This window comes from Nostoc sp. (assembly GCF_036917635.1).
Taxonomy (GTDB): Bacteria; Cyanobacteriota; Cyanobacteriia; order Cyanobacteriales; family Nostocaceae; genus Nostoc.
Genome location: NZ_JBALCW010000028.1, coordinates 1 through 18188, shown reverse-complemented (window position 1 = coordinate 18188; position 18188 = coordinate 1). Strand labels below are relative to the sequence as shown.

Sequence of the window (18188 nt, the reverse complement as noted above, 5' to 3'; positions counted from 1 at the left end):
GATGCTAACAACTTCTATCTCATAGTCCCATCTAAACCACAGGTATCAGAAGAACTTTCTGAAGAAGCACTAGAGGCTGTTGCTGGTGGTAGTTATCTTGAGTCAGTTTCGATAGCGCTGTAGTAGAAAAGCATCAGTTGCATCAACTCACCATCTCACTCAGTCACTGTTAATTGAAGTCGTTGTGGTGAAGGTAGGGAAACCATTCAAAGTCATTTTTCTGGTTTTCCCCTAAAAATTGCATTTACACCTGTTATTAAGTAAGGAGTCAATATCATGACAAAGCAAGTAACATCTCGCAAAGAATTTGAAACAGACATTATTGCTAAAACTTGGAAAAACTCTGCCTTTAAGCAAGAGTTATTCTCCAATCCTAAAGCAGTTTATGAACGTGAACTCGGACGTTCATTACCTGAGAATCTACAAATTCATGTTGTGGAAGAAGATGCTAACAACTTCTATCTCATAGTCCCATCTAAACCACAGGTATCAGAAGAACTTTCTGAAGAAGCACTAGAGGCTGTTGCTGGTGGTAGTTACTTGAGTACAGTTTCGGTAGTGCTGTAGTAGCTGCCAAAAACTGAATTAGGCTACATCCCTAAAGAGAATTAGGGATTGGAGACTTTAAAGTATTGTGCAGGGATTAAGCCCCTTCTAAATATCTAGCAAGAGTCTTCCCAATCCCTAATTTCAAAGTGTTATTATTCTCCATTTATAGCGGTTTTATATGGATGAAGTACACCTACACCTACAGAGTAGGCGCACTTCCCTGCTAGATGTACCTCATTGAATCAATCGCAAACCGCTATAAGTTAGTCTTGAAAAAAGAATCTGGGGCAAATCCGTTGTTGAATACCTACATGAGCATCTTTTTTCGACTCACTGCAACTCAGCCATTCGATTCTAAATTTTGTAATTTCTGATGGGAGTCTTTATAATTATTATGCAAACTCAAAAATTGGATGAGCAGTTGGCTCTTCAACTTATTCCTCCACTTTGGAAAACTAGAGTACAGAGCACTGAGCAGTTTGGTAGTTTTGAAACAATTGATTGGATAGATCCGCAACTATTGGCTGAGATTGGTCAAATAAAGCGATTTATTGAAAGATGGAAAGCCGATCGAGAATTTCGCAAGCAAGTTGCTATAGACCCGTATAATGCTTGTGTACTCTACGGTTTGAAGGTAAACCCAGAAGATATCAGACCCAAATGGGACAAAAATTTTGCTAGCAGTTCTGAAGAACAAATTGCAGAACAGTTTCCACTGTTGAAACTGTTTGACCAGTTCTACGATCAGCATCTGGAGAGAGCAGTAGATGTTGGAATACCTATTTCTTCTTCTGCTAATTCCCATTTTTGGGCTTGGCGAGAACGCCAAATTGCACGTGTTGGCAGTCAAGTGAAAGCTTACGTGCATCGTGAAATTAGCCATTTTACTAATGCTTTTGAACTGAGCAAGGGCTGTTCAGTTGGCTGCCGATTTTGCGGCGTTGCAGCACCTCGTCTTAATGACATCTTTATATATAATCCAGAGAATGCTAAGTTATGGCGTGAAGTCCTTGAGAACATGACAAGTATCTTAGGCTCTGCATTCCAGGGAAGCTTTTGCTATTGGGCAACCGATCCTTTTGATAACCCAGATTATGAAAAGTTTTGTGCTGATTATTATGCCATTACAAAAGTTTTCCCTCAAACCACAACGGCTCAAGCTCTAAAGAATCCAGAACGGACTCGTGCCTTCTTAGAATTCTCAAAAAAGAAAAACTCCTTGTTCAATCGCTTTTCGATTCTCTCTTTAAAGATGTTTGAGCAAATTCATCAAGAATTTAGCCCTGAGGAGTTACTAACTGTAAAACTCGTCTTATTGAATGACGAAGCAGAAGATATTAAAGCCCATACAGGACGGCAGCGAGAACGCAATCTCCAGGAAGGCATAGCAGACAAAGAACTTCCCGATCAAGGGACGATCGCTTGCGTCTCAGGATTTTTATTCAATATGGTTGAGCGCAGTGTTAAGCTCATTAGTCCTTGTAATGCAAATGAACGTTGGCCACTAGGTTACATTGTTTACGATCAAGGAACTTTTACTAATGCGGATGAACTTAATAATTTGATCGAGCGCATGATTAGAGATAACATGCCACTGACGGTACGACCTTACGATTTGATGCGCTTCCGTGAAGATTTGAAATACGAAAATCTTTCAGATGGTTTCCAGCTTGCCAATAAAGTCAAAACTTTCAAGTTTGTCAACGATCCTTATTGGAGTGATCTGGGCAAGATGATTTACGAAGGTAATAAAACAGCAGAACAGATAACTCAATTATTGGCTGCACAAGGAGTGTTATCGGATCAAACATCTTACTATCTCAATGTTTTGTTTGAACGAGGAGTGTTAGACTCGGAGCCTAAACCATAGAAAACAAAGGTGATTGGGAGTGGTTTGTATCCTGATTATGAGGGGTTGAGAGAGTTCGTAGTAAATCCTAGAGTTAAAGCTCGCTTAAGCGCTGACTACGAACCCCATAAAATAAATGATACAGATTGAGGGATTTGGATGAGTCAGTTTAATCTAGCAGTTAAATCCGAAGATAGTCTATCTAGCGAGAAAGATTTCTATATGCCAGAACTATCTCTACCATTTTATCGTCCATTAGGGCGAACGAACTTAACAGTCAGTTGCCTAGGACTAGGTGGTGGAGGAAAAATTTCAAGTGAAGATACATTGTATGCTTTTGAGCAAGGAATTAATTTCTTTTTTTATTCCAGTGATCTCCACCATTTCATATATCGTAATATGGCAGATGGACTACGCCAACTTTGTGGACGTGGTTCCTCAACTCGAGAAAAAGTAGTTCTTGCAACTGTTACCTACATTAAGAATCCAGAAGTTATATTTGGTATTCTCTTAGATCAATTTGGAGAATTGGGAATTGATTATATTGATGTTTTGTTCTGGGGTTGGATTGGTGATAGCGACGGACCAGCCCTGAAAAATTGCTTGGATATATCGCCAACTTTGCGCGGTTCAAATACAGTCTACCAAAAATTTGTGGAACAAGTATTCGGTGCATCTGAGCGTCTAAAAAAGATGGGTGCTGTTCGTTATGTTGGCGCATCATTTCATAATCTCAACCATGCCCAAGAGTGGCTCCACAGTCCTCTTTTAGATGTGGTAATGGTTAGACATAACCCTGCTCATCGTTTAGCACAGAAAAAAGTTTTTGGAGATTTAGATCAACAAGATCCAGAGCGTCAAGGAATTCTCACTTTCAAATCAACGAACTCTGAGCTAGGTGCTCTCTGGAATCCTCCTCCCACTTTGCCTCAGTCATGTTGGCAACCTTCAATACCAGATTTTTACCGCTATTCTTTATCGCAGAATTGTGTAGATGTGTGCTTAACTGGATTAGAGGGAAGAGAACAAATTGATGCAGCGATCGCCGCAGTGCAGAAAGGAAAACTTTCTCCCGCAGAAATTGACTATCTAAATATATACGGCGATCTGATCCGTCAAAAATTAAATATTGATGACATATCTCCTGAGCGGTTACTTCAAAAAGCTCAAACATTATGAATGAGACTCTGGAAAATTATCTTCAGGTTGTTGCACCTCACCTTTCGCATAAGCTAGTTTCTTCCCAAGCTTTGTCTTATATTCAAACAATAACAAAGATTCTCCCACCTTTACCAGAAGTTTTATTGGAGTGTCGCTTGGCTGATAATAATCCCAACGTGGACTTTTCAGTTATAGCTAAGGCATCAGATGGCAGTCGGGATATTTTAGCGGGGTTAAGTTCTACTAATGCGCTGCCAAATGTAATTTTTACAAACCCTGTGTGGAGTCGTATCCGGGATTTTTGTCTTCATTGGCATCAGCCAAACTCTCTCTTAGCTAATAATATAGACCACATTTGGTTAGAATTTGATGTTGACGATCAACCGCAAAATATCCCGATACCTAGCTTTTTTTTCCATTTTGAATATCATTCTAAATTTAGCACAAGAAAAATTAACCCATTTCCTGAACAAAAACAGACGATAGCAACTGCTTTAAATCTGTTGTTAGAACATTCTCTTACACCTCAAATCAAGCAAAATTTAGCTATTTGCTGCGATTCTTTACCTCCTGAATCTCAGGTGCTTTACATTGGTGCTATGCTCTCCCGACCATTAAATGCTGTGAGAGTTAATATTATCGGTATTCCTGAAGAAGAACTTGAAAATTATCTTACAAAAATTGGTTGGACATACCCGATTAAAAAACTTAAAGAACTTATCAAAGTTATTAGCAGTTTTGTAGATATTATAGTTCTAAATTTTGATGTAGGAAATACTATTTTCCCTAAGGTAGGGATAGAATGTGAGTTACTGAAAAAAAGCCCACGGCTCGAACCTAGATGGCAATTATTTTTAGATTATCTAGTTAAAACAGGTTTATGTACACCTGAAAAAAGAGATGCTTTTCTGAGTTGGCATGGACACTCTTATCAAGAGTCTAATCCAGAAGTATGGTTTAGTAATGTGAGCAGAGTATCAAGTATCCTTTTTAGAAGGTTGAATCATATTAAAATAGTTTATTATCCCAATAGTTATCCAGAGGCAAAAGGATATTTATCATTCAGTCATAAATGGATTAATTAATGTCAAAAGTAAGATTGACTGCTGGTAATATATTCTATATATCAATACCTTCGCCAATTTACGAGGCTGAGTTGATGTATTAAGGTCCTGTTCTCCAGGGTTTGGCAAAAACAATAAGTCCTAAAAATTACTTCAAGGTTTCCCTCAAGCATTTTTTAACGTATTGACCGCAGTATCAAGGATTTGAGCTTCCAAACTACCCTGTAAGCTAAACCCTTATTTATGAATTATTTTGCCGTTTTTGCCAAAATTTTTGTAGGCTCTTATTTTGGCAAAGGTATTGATATATAGGACTAGTATTTGATTTCTGAAAAAGCTCCGTACATTTGAAGAGTGGTAAAATCAAAGGTAGTGTGTCGGAGAAACCACTCAAACATCCATTTGAGATGAGAGAACGAAGGAATCAAAGCACAGAAACGCCGCACCCAGGTTTTAGCTTGTAACCAAATATCGTCAATTGGATTTTGTGATGGGCAATTAGGGGCAAAGCGAACGCAATGAATTTTCCACTGCTCTTGAGACAAACCAAGATTGATCTCGCCTAAAAAGTTTTGAACCAGATGTGAACGATGGTAAGAAGCGCCATCCCAAAAAAGAAGTAATCTTTGATTGGGGGATTTATCTAATAAATAACGTAGATAATCAATCGTATTTTCTGAGTTACCTGCGTTATATGCTTTGAGCAGTAAGCCTCCCTCGAGATAGTCAACTGCTCCGTAGTATGTCTGTTTATCCCGTATATTAACAACTCTCACTGGTATCTATTGGTCAGTTTTTCCCCAGACATATCCGCTTAAATTTCCCCACATTAAATGACACGATTTCCTCCCGATGCCTTGCCAACAGTGTTTCAATCTCTTTTTTTTTGCAGCAACAGCGTCTTCGCCAGCTTTTGGATTCAAAGAAGTAGTTTTCTTCCAACTAATTCCTGCCGCATCAAATAAGTCGTAATAGCTCCGTTTTGACTCATAAGTTAGATCATATTCACTCATCCAATTTATATTCGAGTTCGCCAATTTCCCAACATTCTTTTGTTTGCAACCAGCTTAAAACTTCTTCTCGTTGTTGAGCAGTTAAGTAGCTTTTCCTGCCTTTATGGTTCAGGCGCAGTCCCGAAATTCCATATTCCTCATAGCTTTGCTTCCAACTTGTTATTGAACCAACTGACACATCTAAAATCGTTTGAATTTCCTCATACTTGTAGCCTTGATAAACCAGTTTGACTGCCAACGCTTTTCTCACTTCACGCGCATCTGGGCGATAATCTATAAATTCTTGTAGTTCTGCGATGGCAACGAGAACACCGCAGGCATCGCGGCTTGTATATACTGGTTTATCATTGTTCGCTGTTAGACAGAGATATTTATACGTATTATCTCGTTGTTTTTTTCAGAAATCAAATATTATTCCTATAGTTCAAAAGGATTTCTCCTTATATCGATTACCTGTAAGGCTTCATGAGATAAGGGGCTTAATCCCCTTATCTCATGAAGCCTGATTTTGTGCAGTTTCACAAAGAATTGGTATTAGACTGATTTGTGTCATTGTTATCTTTGTCAAGCAAACTTGATAATAGTATTTATATACAAATTTCTAAATTAAAGTTATAAAAATATTTATATTTTATAACTAAAAAAACATCATTATTTCCGAAATATTGTAGATTCATAATTTAAGTCATTACTACTAATATAAAAGTGGTAGTAATTGGTTTACTGAAAAAAACGGAGATTAAATATGACAACAAATTCGCAAGCTTCTAAACCCGAAGACTTTCAAAAGCGGATTATTGACAAAGCTCAAGCAGATGCTACTTATAAACAGCGCTTGTTGAGTAATCCTAAAGCAGTTTTTGAAGAAGAATTAGGTCAAAAATTGCCAGCAGATTTAGAAATTCAAGTCCTACAACAGGGTATGAAAAAACTCTATCTGTTGTTACCAATAGAACTTGATGAACTAGCTTCCAGTCAAGTCCTCTCTGAGGAACAGCTAGAGGCAGTTGCAGGGGGGGGTATCATAAGCACTATATTACTCAGCTTAAGCCTATTACCATTACCTACAAAATAAGAGCCTACAAAAATTTTGCTAGGTTTTGCCAAAATCTCCCATACATGAGCTGAACGCTTATGTATGGGAGATTGGACTGTCATAACCTTTACACTGTGGGCAAATACGTTAAAAAAACCTTGCGGGAAACCTTAAAGGAATTTTTAGGACTTATTGTTTTTGCCAAACCTCACACAAAAGAGAGTTAATCGTGAAAGCACCATTAACTTACCCTCGTAAATTGGCAGAGGTATTGCTACCTCGCAGTCAATTCCTCTCGGAGGAACAATTAGAGGCAGTTGCAGGACGATCACTAACTGAAACTCTTGCTATAATAAGTGATCCTGCTCTTTTAAGCCTCACGGTACTTGGTGGAGGTAGCACCACTCCCACCCCTTACTAAGCTATAGTACGTGGGTACTGCATCAGTACTGCACGTTCATAACTTATATAACACCCATTTAAGTAGGTAGGCACAATTAAACCGAACTACGTAAACTTATGTAAAGCACCAGAAACGCTTTGAATATAAGTTTTTAAGCAATTTACATTTCTTAATCTAGTTGTGTTTTTTAGCGCCCACCTACTTATACGAGTTCAGATTGAATACTTTGTTGGGAGTAAAACTCAATATCGTATCACATACTTTTCAAGGTTCTACATCTTGGAAGTCGTCACTAGGCTTTAACCTAGTGACGACTTAAAGTCATATTTATCATCGAAAAATAGTGTGTAGGGGGGGCGTAAGCCCATAGGTGTCAACTTAAGCTAAAAATAGCTTAACTGTTAGCTTCCTTACCCGCCTTTAACTTCAGTTCCTTGGGGGACATGGCTTTTACGTTAAGTTGACACCAATGGCATAAGCCCCACGTTTAAAAGCGTTGGTTCCTATCACCTATCCCCCTCTGAACAAATTACATTTACTTAGATCAAGATACACATTCATTCACTCCTAAAATATCTTCTCATTTGGGAGTGTATGTATTGAATTGGTTATGAACGATAGCAAAATAATTATTTTTTAGAAACCTTGCTCGAATAATTTGAAATAATAAATTATGGAATTCTCTCATGAACAACTGGTTGAAATTGTGGAAAAAGCCAGTACACTTATTGAGCGTTTTAGCTCTCAATTTTCAGTAAATGATCCGTCACAATTTGATAGCTCGATCAATTCTAAAATCGAAAAATGGTGTGAGTACGCTGCCAAAGGTAACTATCAGCAGTTTGAAAAACGTCTCGCTTGGGATGGACTGACATGGGAAACCGTATATTCTGCTATGTCTGATGCTCACTTAGTTGATAAACTCAATTTACCTGCTTGGACAGATGTATTGAATCAAAGCGTTAAAGCTGCTATTGCGTCTAAACAGCAGACATATGGCTGTCTTTCCCCAAAAGAACCAATTGCTTTTGAGGAACTTTTCTTACCTTTTGTCTATGTTGCTAGACAGAAGTTAGTGGTTCAAACAGGCAATAATTACCATCTTATTTCAGAACTAGCTCAAGCCAAGTTAGAGCGAGCTTTACTTTCTTCACTGGCTCATTTGAGTGCACATCCCACAGAGTTAAAATTTTCTAGCTTCCGAGCAGCGAGAGAGTCTGCATTTGCCTACGTTATCAGGCAATCTCAAAACATTGTGAGTCGGGTTCACTATGAGGCATTTATTAATACGATGCTGAATGAGGATGGTCTCATAGATTTCTATCAAGAATATCCTGTATTAGCTCGTCTAGTTGCCATAAGAACAACTTTTTGGTTTAATGTGGTTGAGGAACTTTTGTGGCGATTAGCCGCCGATTTTGATGAAATCCAGCGAACATTTCAACAAGAAACCTTGGGTCAAGTTGTTGACATTGAATATGGTCTTTCTGATTTCCATAATAATCATCATACTGTTATCATACTCACTTTTGCTTCTGGTTTTAAACTTGTTTATAAACCAAAAGATTTGGCTATAGATGAAGCATTTCTTAATTTACTTTCTTGGTTTAATCAACAAGAAAATTTATTATCTTTTAAGTGCCTGAAGGTGCTAAATCGTTCAAATTATGGATGGGCTGAGTTTGTGCAGCCATCACCTTGTCAAGATAAACAAGCTATTCAGCGCTATTATCAACGAACTGGAATGTTACTAGGTGTACTACATCTTCTCAGAGCCAGTGATTGTCATTGCGAAAATTTGATTGCTTGTGGAGAATATCCAGTTATAGTGGATTTGGAAACTCTTATCGAACCCCAATTTCTGGTAGAAAGAGATTCAAGCAAGCCTATCAACGCACTCTCTTTAGCCGAACAATTACTTAATAAAGATTCTATATTGTGTACAAATCTTCTACCTCGGTGGCTTGGAGTAGATGGAATAAATGCCTACGATATCAGCGCCTTAGGAAGCAGTGATGAACAAGAAATTGATGCTAGCCAGCCTAGATTCCTGAATATCAATACAGATAACATGTACATTAAGCAGGAGCCTATAAAGCTAAAAACTGCAAAGAATCTTCCATTACTGGATAACTGTTTAATTGCACCTGATGATTATGTAGAGGATTTGATAGCAGGCTTCCAGCAAATGTATCATTTTTTGTTGAGTCACCAGGAAGTCCTTTTAGCTTCTCATAGTCCCCTATCACAATTTATTCATCGACGAATCCGGTTTATTTTTCGTGGAACTCAGATTTATAACGTTCTGCAAATCAATGCACTCCAACCTGAATGCTTAAAGGATGGAGTTGAGTACAGTATTCAGCTTGAGGCTTTAAGCAGAAGTTTCCTCGTGACAGAAACTAAGCCATTATTTTGGTCATTACTGCATGAAGAACTACGCTCTATGGCTCAGATGGATGTTCCTTATTTTACAACATTCTCAGATAGTCATCAGTTATTTACTGGATTCTCGAATATACCCCTTCTAAACTCACTTAAAAATAGCTACTTAGATGTTGTCAATCGATTACAACAACTGAGTGAAGAGGACTCTGTACGGCAAATTGAGATAATTCGTGGTTCCTTTTACGCCAAAACAATTAACAAATCAGATGGGATACTGTCTAATGTTGTTGAGCAGACTGGTCTAAGTCTGGAGGGGATTCCACTATTAAGTCAGGAACAATGTTTACAGCAGGCAATTGCGATCGCCACAGAAATTCAACTCCAAGCTATTCGTGCTGATGATGGAAGTGCTGCTTGGATTGGACTAAACTATCTACCAAAAGTAGAGCGATTTCAGCTAAGTTCGTTGGGATATGGTTTATATGATGGTAGCTGTGGGATAGCTTTGTTTCTGGCAGCATTATGGTCAGTTACAAAAGATAATCAGTTTCGCAATTTGGCTCTAGAAGCTTTACTGCCACTGCGCCAGGATCTTCAGTCTTTAGATCGAGACAATCGGCAAAGATTTGCCAAGCTCATAAGGGCTGATATGGAATTAGGCTCAATTCTCTATGCCCTTGTCCGAATCAGTCAACTGTTAGAGGAACCAACTCTTTTGGAAAGTGCAAAGCAGGGAGCTTGTTTCATCACATTAGACAAGAGCAAAAATACTCAAGAGTTGGATATGATCTCAGAATTAGCAGGTGTGATTCTGGGGCTACTTGCCTTACAGATAGCAAGTGGAGATATCATTTATTTAGAGCAAGCCATTAGCTACGGCTATTATATACTGAGCCATGAAATCACAAGTCACGTTGGACTTAAAAGGGCAACTACAGGAAAAAACCCTTGGATAAGCTTTGCTCACGGAATAGATAGAATTGCTTATGCTCTGTTAAAGCTTTACGAGACAACTTTGGATGTTAATTTTCTGGTCGGTGTGAAAGAAATAATCGCCTATGAACGCAGTCATGGTTTTTCTGGCAATGGTTTAGCTTACTTGAGCAGTTTTGCTGTGCTTGATACCGATGAAATTCCCCAACAGATTGAGAATACTCTCAATACAATACAGCAAGTCAGCTTTGACCGAGTTGATCGCCTTTGCTGTGGTAATTTTGGTATTATTGACATTCTGATCGAGGGATCTTATCAGCTTTCTCGACCAAGCTTGTTAACATCTGCACAACAACGAGCAGCATGGGTTGTAAACAGAGCAGAAGAAAATGGGTCATTTTGCCTATTTTCTACATCTGACAAGCATATCTACAATCCTAGTTTCTTCACTGGAACATCTGGAATTGGCTATGGGTTATTAAGACTGAGCTATCCAGATTTATTCCCCTCTATTTTACTATTCTGTTAAATTAAATATCAAACCTCACCCTACCTCCGGCTTCTCCCGACAATAATAAGGAGAGGGATTGAGGGTGAGGTTTGCTCTTATATTTAATTACGCCTACCTACTTACTAGTACAGCACGGCGTAAATCAAGCGGGAGCATCACAATGAGTGCTTAAATTTTTTCCCTCAGCCCCTCTCCCACAAATGGGAGAGGGGAGACATAATTCTAGTTTTCCGAATCCCATATAAAGGGATTCGGGGTTAGGGGATGAGGGCTATCAAGGTTTTTGCACCTGACGGGATGCTCGCAACCAAGCTACCATTTTAAAACTTGCAAAAGCCTTGATATACAAAAAATTTTGACTTTTGACTTTTGGCTTGCGGTACTAGTCTTTTATTGTTCTAACATTTGGAAGAATCGGGTAAAGTAATCTGGAAAGGTTTTCGCTGTGCAGCCAGGATCTTTAATTACAATCCCTGGAACCTTCAAGCCAGTGACAGCAAAAGCCATTGCCATGCGATGATCGTGATAAGTTTCAATTGCCGCCGGGGTAATGGGGCCAGGCTCAATTTTCAGTCTATCTGGAAATTCTTCAACCTTAACTCCTAAGCGACGCAACTCTGTTACCACAGCTTTAATCCTATCGGTTTCCTTATATCGAATATGTTCCACGTTCCGAATCGTAATCGGTGAACTGGCAAAGGGCGCGATCGCTCCTAATGTTTGCACCAAATCCGATATATCATTCATATCAATGTCGATGCCTTGCAATTGCTTTGGCCCAGTCACTTCGGTGTAATCATCCGAATCCTTAATTTGGCAACCCATCTGTTCTAAAACATTCAGCCACAGAATATCACCCTGACAAGATTGTTTGGTCAAATGTTTGACGCGCACCCGTCCACCAGTAACGGCGGCAGCGGCAAAAAAGTAGGAAGCATTTGACGCATCGGGTTCTACTGTGTAATGCCGAGCTTGGTAACGTTGGCCCGCTTTAATCTGAAATTGATTATCGCCGATTTGAATCACCTCTACGCCAAAATCTGCCATCAAACGACAGGTCATTTTGACGTAAGATTGAGAAACTAATGTCCCCTCAACTTCAATGTGCGTATCTTGTTGAGCATAAGGCGCAATCATCAGCAATGCCGAAAGTTGCTGACTTGTTTGGTTAGCTTTCAACCGAAAATTCCCGCCAGCGAATCCCCGGCTGTAGATGGTATAGGGCATAAACCCGGAGTTTCCTTCAAAGTTAATGGTTGCTCCACCCGTTTGCAGCACCGTCAATAAGTCACCCATTGGCCGTTCTCGCATTCTGGGAACCCCATCTAGGCGATATTCGCCGTTACCCAATGCCACCAGCGCCGAGATAAACCGTGCTGCTGTACCTGCCAAACCCACAAATAAATCTGCTTGTTTCGCTGGAATGTCGCCTCCTCTTCCCGCGACTTGGATTTGTGCCAAATGAGGATTTAGCCTAATGGGAATACCCAATTGCTCTACGCATTTGGCAAAATACTCGCTATCTTCACTAAATAAAGCATTTTCTAAAACGGAGTCACCTTGGGTCAAAGCAGCAACAAGCAACGCCCGATTGGTAAGACTTTTAGAACCAGGAATTTCTACCGTGGCATCCACTGGCCGATTTAGAGCAGGAATTGCAATGGTATCCACGTTAAACCTCTACGTAGGCAGTTAGCTACAACTTTATATATTGCCATATTCTGACCAAAAGGGGCAAAAGTGGTAAAAGCTATAAGACCTTTTCTCAAAAAATTTCAAGGACTATGTATTGTCTCTGATGCCAAATGGATTACACATTAAATAACTTTAATAAAGTTACTTTTGTACACTACTTACCGCTAATAAAATGCTGTGAGCCTAGCTTTCGCCTCCATGGCGAAAGCGGCAAAGATATAGCCACTGATGTAGGCAAAATATCTTTGATACAGCAAAGTAGCGCTTTTACAGGGGGTTTCACCACTATCGGTTGCTTGTCTTTATCGGATTACCCAGTTTTCCAGTGTCTCCTCAAAGGGGCAGGGCATTTTATTTCTTGGATCTTCCTAGAAGTAAGTCTTTATTATTCCATCTTAATCCCAGAAGGGTGTGTACGTAAAATCACTGAATGATAGAAAAAATTTAAAGCTAAATATTTTAACGAGAAAAATTGAACTATGTCTATTAAACGTATAATTGAAGGTCTAAATGAGTTTCATGACAACTATTTTCTTACACATCGTGAGTTGTTTGAACAACTATCTCAGGCTCAAAACCCGGAAGTATTATTCATCACTTGTTCTGACTCGCGTATCGATCCATGTTTAATTACTCAAAGTCAACCAGGAGAATTATTTGTTATCCGTAATATTGGTAATATAATTCCTGCCTATGGAACCTTGAATAACAGCGAAGCAGCAGGCATAGAATATGCTGTCCAAGCTTTAAATATTAAAGTTATTGTCATCTGTGGGCATTCAAACTGTGGAGCAATGAAAGGGCTATTACAAATAGGTAGCCTTGCTCAACAAATGCCTTTAGTTTACGACTGGTTAAAGCATTACGGTGAAGCTACTCGCCGCCTTGTCTTTGACAACTATAAGGATTATACCAGCGATCAACTATTAAAAATTGCAATTGAGCAAAATGTATTAACTCAGATAGAAAACCTAGAAACATACCCAATAATCCGCTCTAAACTACATAGTAATCAACTTAGCCTTCATGCCTGGATTTATGAAATAGAAACTGGTGAAGTCTTTGCTTATGATGCAAGTGTGAGCAGGTTTAAAATTTTACAAAATCGCCCATTTCCTGTACCTAATCTCCTGACAAGATTACCATCAGAATGATGAATTTAGCTAAATTTAATCAATACTTCAACAAGCGTGGTTCTTGTTCCGGTGGGGTGGTCACGTAGCTCTCTTTGCCGTTGGATTAGCCTAGATTTTTTTAAAAAAGTAGCAATTGTTGCTGATACAAGCAGGCGATCGCGGTAAGATTTGGAACTTAAGCCCGATTCAACTCCAATAACTCCTTAATAATTCGTAATTCATAATTTATGATATGAAGCAACTAAGTTGAGTTATGGAGATAAAAATTATGATTTTTTCTAAAACTGACATTCAATTACATCCCAACGACAAATGCCGAACCTAAACAAATTTCAAAGACTAGTAGAACTTGCAAACGATCATGGAATTATTTGCCAGCCTACACCAGAAGAATGCTTGATTGCATCCTTGCCTGGAGACGATGATTTTTTATTAGCTTTTACTTGGTCTGGTACAGTTGAGGGAGAGCCGCCAGAGCATGAATTAATTGCAATTAGTGTGCAGGATATTGTCAAAGAAGTTACCGTTGCAGCTTGGCAGATTCCTTTTTATTTATTTGGAAACGTTTTAAGGCAGGCTCAGATGCTTGTCGCTGCCCACAAAGATTTTGTTAGCTAACAGACAAGGTATAGCTAAAAACTGCTATCCCTGTCAACTGTCTGTGGCAGGGATTTTTAGATTTAAAAAATATTTTCTCTTAAAAGTAAAAAATAAACAATTAATCTTTTCTTTTATTAATTTTTTAACTACTTTAATTTTATTAACTGTCTTAAGTTGAGATTAAAATAAAATAGCGATCGCAGTCTGAGCTTTAGTCCTAGATTTGGCGATTTCAGTCCCCACTATAAACTGAGCATCATGTGACATGACTCCGAGGCTAAAGCCTCGGAGCAACTAAAGAATCGAACCACTCCAGACGCCGAGAGAATTTGCGTGCGCGGGTTAAGAGCCTTGAGCAAACTTCGGGAGAATACAGAGGAATGAGGAGGAGAGAGTTTTTTCGTCAGTTTTTTGGGTATTCAAACATCCTCTTACGCTACTCGCCACACTTTCGCTACCTAGACCATCAGCAGTGGGATATCGCCGGATAAAGTCGCGCTGTGGATTGGGGATACCGTTGAGACGGTGTTAAGTTTCTATTGCCATCCAGAAATAGTCAGTGCTGAGTGTCTAGACTTTTAAAAAATAATGCTACTTAAACGGTAGTGTAGAGAATGACCATATCAGCTTATAGGGGGCGCGTCATGTTGCCAAAACCCAAGAAATATTGGACACCCCAGCATTGGGCAAGTTGGAAGCCTTTCGGGATTGGCGAACAGTATCCTAATAACTATTGGGAGGTATTTCGGGCCATTTGGCTGTCTCGTGACAAACTACCTTACGCATGGAATATTCTTGATAAAGGTGTCTGCGATGGTTGCGCTCTCGGAACAACCGGGATGAAAGATTGGACAATAGAAGGCATTCATCTGTGCAATGTCCGGTTGCGGCTGTTGCGGATGAATACTATGCCAGCTTTTGACCCTGTGCTATTGGAAGATATTTCACAGTTACAAAAGCAAAAAAGTGGACAATTACGTGACTTGGGAAGACTCCCATACCCAATGCTCCGTCAACGAGGCGAAAAAGGCTTTCGCCGTGTGAGTTGGGATGAAGCTTTAGGAGTAATTAGCGATCGCATTCGCACTACCACACCAGACCGCCTCAGCTTCTATGTTACCAGTCGCGGGACTGTCAACGAAACTTATTATGCTACCCAAAAAGCTGTGCGGGCAATGGGAAGCAATAATATTGATAATGCTGCCCGCATTTGTCATTCTCCCAGTACAGCAGGACTAAAAGCTGCTCTCGGTGCAGGGGCTACCACCTGTTCTTATAAAGACTGGATTGGTACTGATTTATTAGTCTTCATTGGCTCTAATGTTGCGAATAATCAGCCTGTTACTGTCAAATATCTTCATTATGCCAAAAAAGCTGGCACAAAGATTGTAGTTATTAATACTTACCGTGAACCAGGAATGGAGCGCTACTGGGTGCCCTCAATTGTAGAAAGTGCCGTTTTCGGTACAAAGTTTGCCGAAGACTTCTTCTTAATCAACATGGGCGGGGATATAGCATTTTTAAATGGCACTATTAAACATATAATTGCTAACAACTGGGTAGACCAGTCATTTATAAATTTATACACAGATGGCTTTGCCGAACTCAAAGCATCGTTAGAAAACCAATCTTGGGAAGAATTAGAGCGCCTTTCTGGAACATCTCGTAAAGAAATGTCCGCCTTTGCCAAAATGGTCAAAGAAGCGAATAAAGCCGTATTTGTTTGGAGTATGGGCATTACCCAACATGAATGCGGTGAAGATAATGTGCGAAGTATCATTAACTTAGCTCTCACCAAGGGTTTTGTCGGTCGGGAAGGCTGCGGTTTAATGCCAATTCGCGGTCACTCTGGGGTACAGGGTGGCGCAGAGATGGGATGTTACGCGACAGTATTTCCTGGTGGTAAATCGATTACTCTAGAAAATGCTGCCCAATTGAGTCAACATTGGGGCTTTGAAGTGCCAGCAAGTAAAGGTTTAATTGCTCCAGAAATGATTAACGCTGCACATCAAGGGGAAATAGAAGTGTTGGTTTCTGTGGGCGGGAATTTTTTAGAAGTACTACCACAACCAGATTATGTAGAAGCGGCGCTGAAGAAAATACCTCTGCGGGTACATATAGATATTGTTCTCTCTAGCCAAATGTTGGTGGAACCTGCTGATACTGTGGTGCTTTTACCTGCGACGACTCGCTACGAAATACCGGGGGGAGTCACAGAAACTAACACCGAACGCCGGGTAATTTTCAGTCCAGAGATTCCGGGGCCGCGCATTGGAGAAGCGCGTCCTGAGTGGGAAGTATTTTTAGAATTGGCAAGGCGGGTAAAGCCAGATTTGGCAGATAAGCTGGCTTTTGCTGACACAAATGCTATCCGTCAAGAAATTGCTCAAGTTGTGCCGCAATATGCAGGTATTCAACACTTACAACAGGCTGGGGATCAGTTTCAGTATGGTGGCTCACATTTGTGCTTTGGCTGGAATTTTCCTACAGCAGATGGTAAAGCCCACTTTGGCGTATTATTGCCGCGTCAAAGAGAATTACCAGAAGGTTATTTTTTATTAGCAACGCGCCGAGGCAAACAATTTAATAGTATGGTGCAGGAACGCAAGGATGCAATTACTGGGGCGATGCGAGAGGCGGTGCTAATGAATGCTGCTGATGCAAGACAGTTGGGTTTAAAAAATAGCGATCGCGTCATTCTTAAGAATGATTTAGGCGAGTTGGTCTGTCAAGTCTATATTGCGCCAATTCAGTTAGGAAACTTGCAAGTACATTGGCCAGAAGGGAATGTGCTACTAGATAAAACTAAGCGATCGCTCGAAGGAGTACCGGATTATAATGCGATCGTGCGGTTGGAAAAAATCTGAATCAAGCCTCATTTTCCCAGTTTATTTCAACCATATCTATCGTAGGGACACAGCATTGCTGTGTCCTTACAGGTTGATTTATTTACTTTCAGTTATCCCCAATTCTAGAAAGTATTGAGAGTTTTTGGACTTAACTACCAAACCCTTGCACCACACTCAACATAAAATTAACGCGTTGCTCAAACTCTAGCTTTTTGATCAATGCGACAAATTCATCCGTTTCACCAGGAAGTTGATAATCGGACGGTACTTGAATTACGGTTCCATTGTCCATTCCTTGTGCTAGCAGTAGCCAAACATCTAATTTGGCATTGGGACTTAGACTATTATAGGTTTGGCTTGCACCATTAATAATGTCCCGTTGTGCTTGCAGTTGTTCTTCTTGAGACAACTCTTGGATTTGGTGGAACACTGCTTTAGCTATAGCTTCTACGCTTTCAGGAGGTGCCGGATTTAGCTGCTCTTTAAGATCCAAGTAACCGAACCAAAGTAGGGCTAGCTGAGTATCTACATCAAAGCCTTTAAAAGTTTCTAAAGCTGGTTTTGTTGCTTCATCAGCTGTGTAAGTCATAGAAAACTCCAACTAAGTTAAGGATATTTTGATTTTCTCAGTAAGGAACTGAGAAACTTTGCTTTCAGTACTTCATACAACTTAACGAATAAATCTAAATAGATAACCCCACTTAGGGTAGGTATAACACTCACTACATAAGACAGATATAGATAACTCAAGTTGCTAGTTACAAAAATGCCTGTTTGGATGTATAGAAAGCAAACATAAATGTTAAGACTTTAAGTAGCGTCTGTGACAGTAAGCGATCGCTTGAAGGGGTTTCTGATTATAATGCGATCGTGCGTCTGGAAAAACAAAGCTAGATTACAGTAAGTTTATATCCCACATTCCGCACTTCAATCAGTAGTATTAATAAACTACATTTAAATAAAATTCCAAATTATAATTTGGACTCCTAAGTAACCCTGAA

The 18188-nt window shown here is 39.6% G+C and carries 11 protein-coding genes and 1 pseudogene; 9 read left to right on the top strand and 3 right to left on the bottom strand.

All coding sequences use genetic code 11. The features are described 5' to 3' along the window. Window positions 1-276: 276 nt before the first annotated feature. The 4 genes from V7K32_RS08505 to V7K32_RS08490 all read left to right on the top strand — a co-directional run bounded on the left by V7K32_RS08505 (window position 277) and on the right by V7K32_RS08490 (window position 4644). Window positions 277-567, top strand: coding sequence for an NHLP leader peptide family RiPP precursor (locus V7K32_RS08505; RefSeq protein ID WP_334992113.1), 291 nt, complete (start codon window positions 277-279; stop codon window positions 565-567). A 376-nt stretch (window positions 568-943) separates the two neighbouring features. After that, entirely contained in the window at window positions 944-2419 is a 1476-nt protein-coding gene (locus tag V7K32_RS08500) for a radical SAM family RiPP maturation amino acid epimerase (protein ID WP_334992111.1), read from the top strand. Window positions 2420-2557: 138 nt separating this feature from the next. Beyond that, window positions 2558-3577 carry an aldo/keto reductase gene (locus V7K32_RS08495; protein ID WP_334992110.1) on the top strand — a complete coding sequence of 340 codons (1020 nt, stop codon included), beginning with the start codon at window positions 2558-2560 and terminating at the stop codon, window positions 3575-3577. Between the two features lie 137 nt (window positions 3578-3714). Then, window positions 3715-4644 carry a hypothetical protein gene (locus V7K32_RS08490; RefSeq protein ID WP_334992108.1) on the top strand — a complete coding sequence of 310 codons (930 nt, stop codon included), beginning with the start codon at window positions 3715-3717 and terminating at the stop codon, window positions 4642-4644. Between the two features lie 293 nt (window positions 4645-4937). On the opposite strand, the pseudogene V7K32_RS08485 reads toward V7K32_RS08490, so the two are convergent. Then, window positions 4938-5943: pseudogene (locus V7K32_RS08485) on the bottom strand (IS630 family transposase); the annotation flags it as partial. Between the two features lie 438 nt (window positions 5944-6381). Here V7K32_RS08485 and V7K32_RS08480 point away from each other — a divergent pair. Both V7K32_RS08480 and V7K32_RS08475 read left to right on the top strand, forming a co-directional pair. Then, window positions 6382-6711: an NHLP leader peptide family RiPP precursor gene (locus V7K32_RS08480; protein WP_334992105.1), complete on the top strand. Its 330-nt coding sequence runs from the start codon at window positions 6382-6384 to the stop codon at window positions 6709-6711. 1037 nt (window positions 6712-7748) lie between these two features. Continuing rightward, entirely contained in the window at window positions 7749-10925 is a 3177-nt protein-coding gene (locus tag V7K32_RS08475; RefSeq protein ID WP_334992103.1) for a type 2 lanthipeptide synthetase LanM family protein, read from the top strand. Between the two features lie 372 nt (window positions 10926-11297). On the opposite strand, the gene aroA is transcribed toward V7K32_RS08475, so the two are convergent. Further along, on the bottom strand, window positions 11298-12578 hold the full coding sequence (gene aroA / locus V7K32_RS08470) for a 3-phosphoshikimate 1-carboxyvinyltransferase (protein WP_334992102.1): 1281 nt from the start codon (window positions 12576-12578) through the stop codon (window positions 11298-11300). A 503-nt stretch (window positions 12579-13081) separates the two neighbouring features. Here aroA and V7K32_RS08465 point away from each other — a divergent pair. From V7K32_RS08465 to V7K32_RS08455, 3 genes are all read left to right on the top strand, one after another. Next, entirely contained in the window at window positions 13082-13756 is a 675-nt protein-coding gene (locus V7K32_RS08465; RefSeq protein WP_334992100.1) for a carbonic anhydrase, read from the top strand. Window positions 13757-14050: 294 nt separating this feature from the next. Then, window positions 14051-14356 carry a hypothetical protein gene (locus V7K32_RS08460; protein ID WP_334992098.1) on the top strand — a complete coding sequence of 102 codons (306 nt, stop codon included), beginning with the start codon at window positions 14051-14053 and terminating at the stop codon, window positions 14354-14356. A gap of 626 nt (window positions 14357-14982) precedes the next feature. Then, window positions 14983-17205, top strand: coding sequence for an FdhF/YdeP family oxidoreductase (locus V7K32_RS08455; RefSeq protein ID WP_334992115.1), 2223 nt, complete (start codon window positions 14983-14985; stop codon window positions 17203-17205). A gap of 130 nt (window positions 17206-17335) precedes the next feature. Here the strand turns inward: V7K32_RS08455 and V7K32_RS08450 are convergent, their stop codons facing one another. Next, on the bottom strand, window positions 17336-17776 hold the full coding sequence (locus V7K32_RS08450; RefSeq protein ID WP_334992096.1) for an orange carotenoid protein N-terminal domain-containing protein: 441 nt from the start codon (window positions 17774-17776) through the stop codon (window positions 17336-17338). Between the last annotated feature and the right edge of the window lie 412 nt (window positions 17777-18188).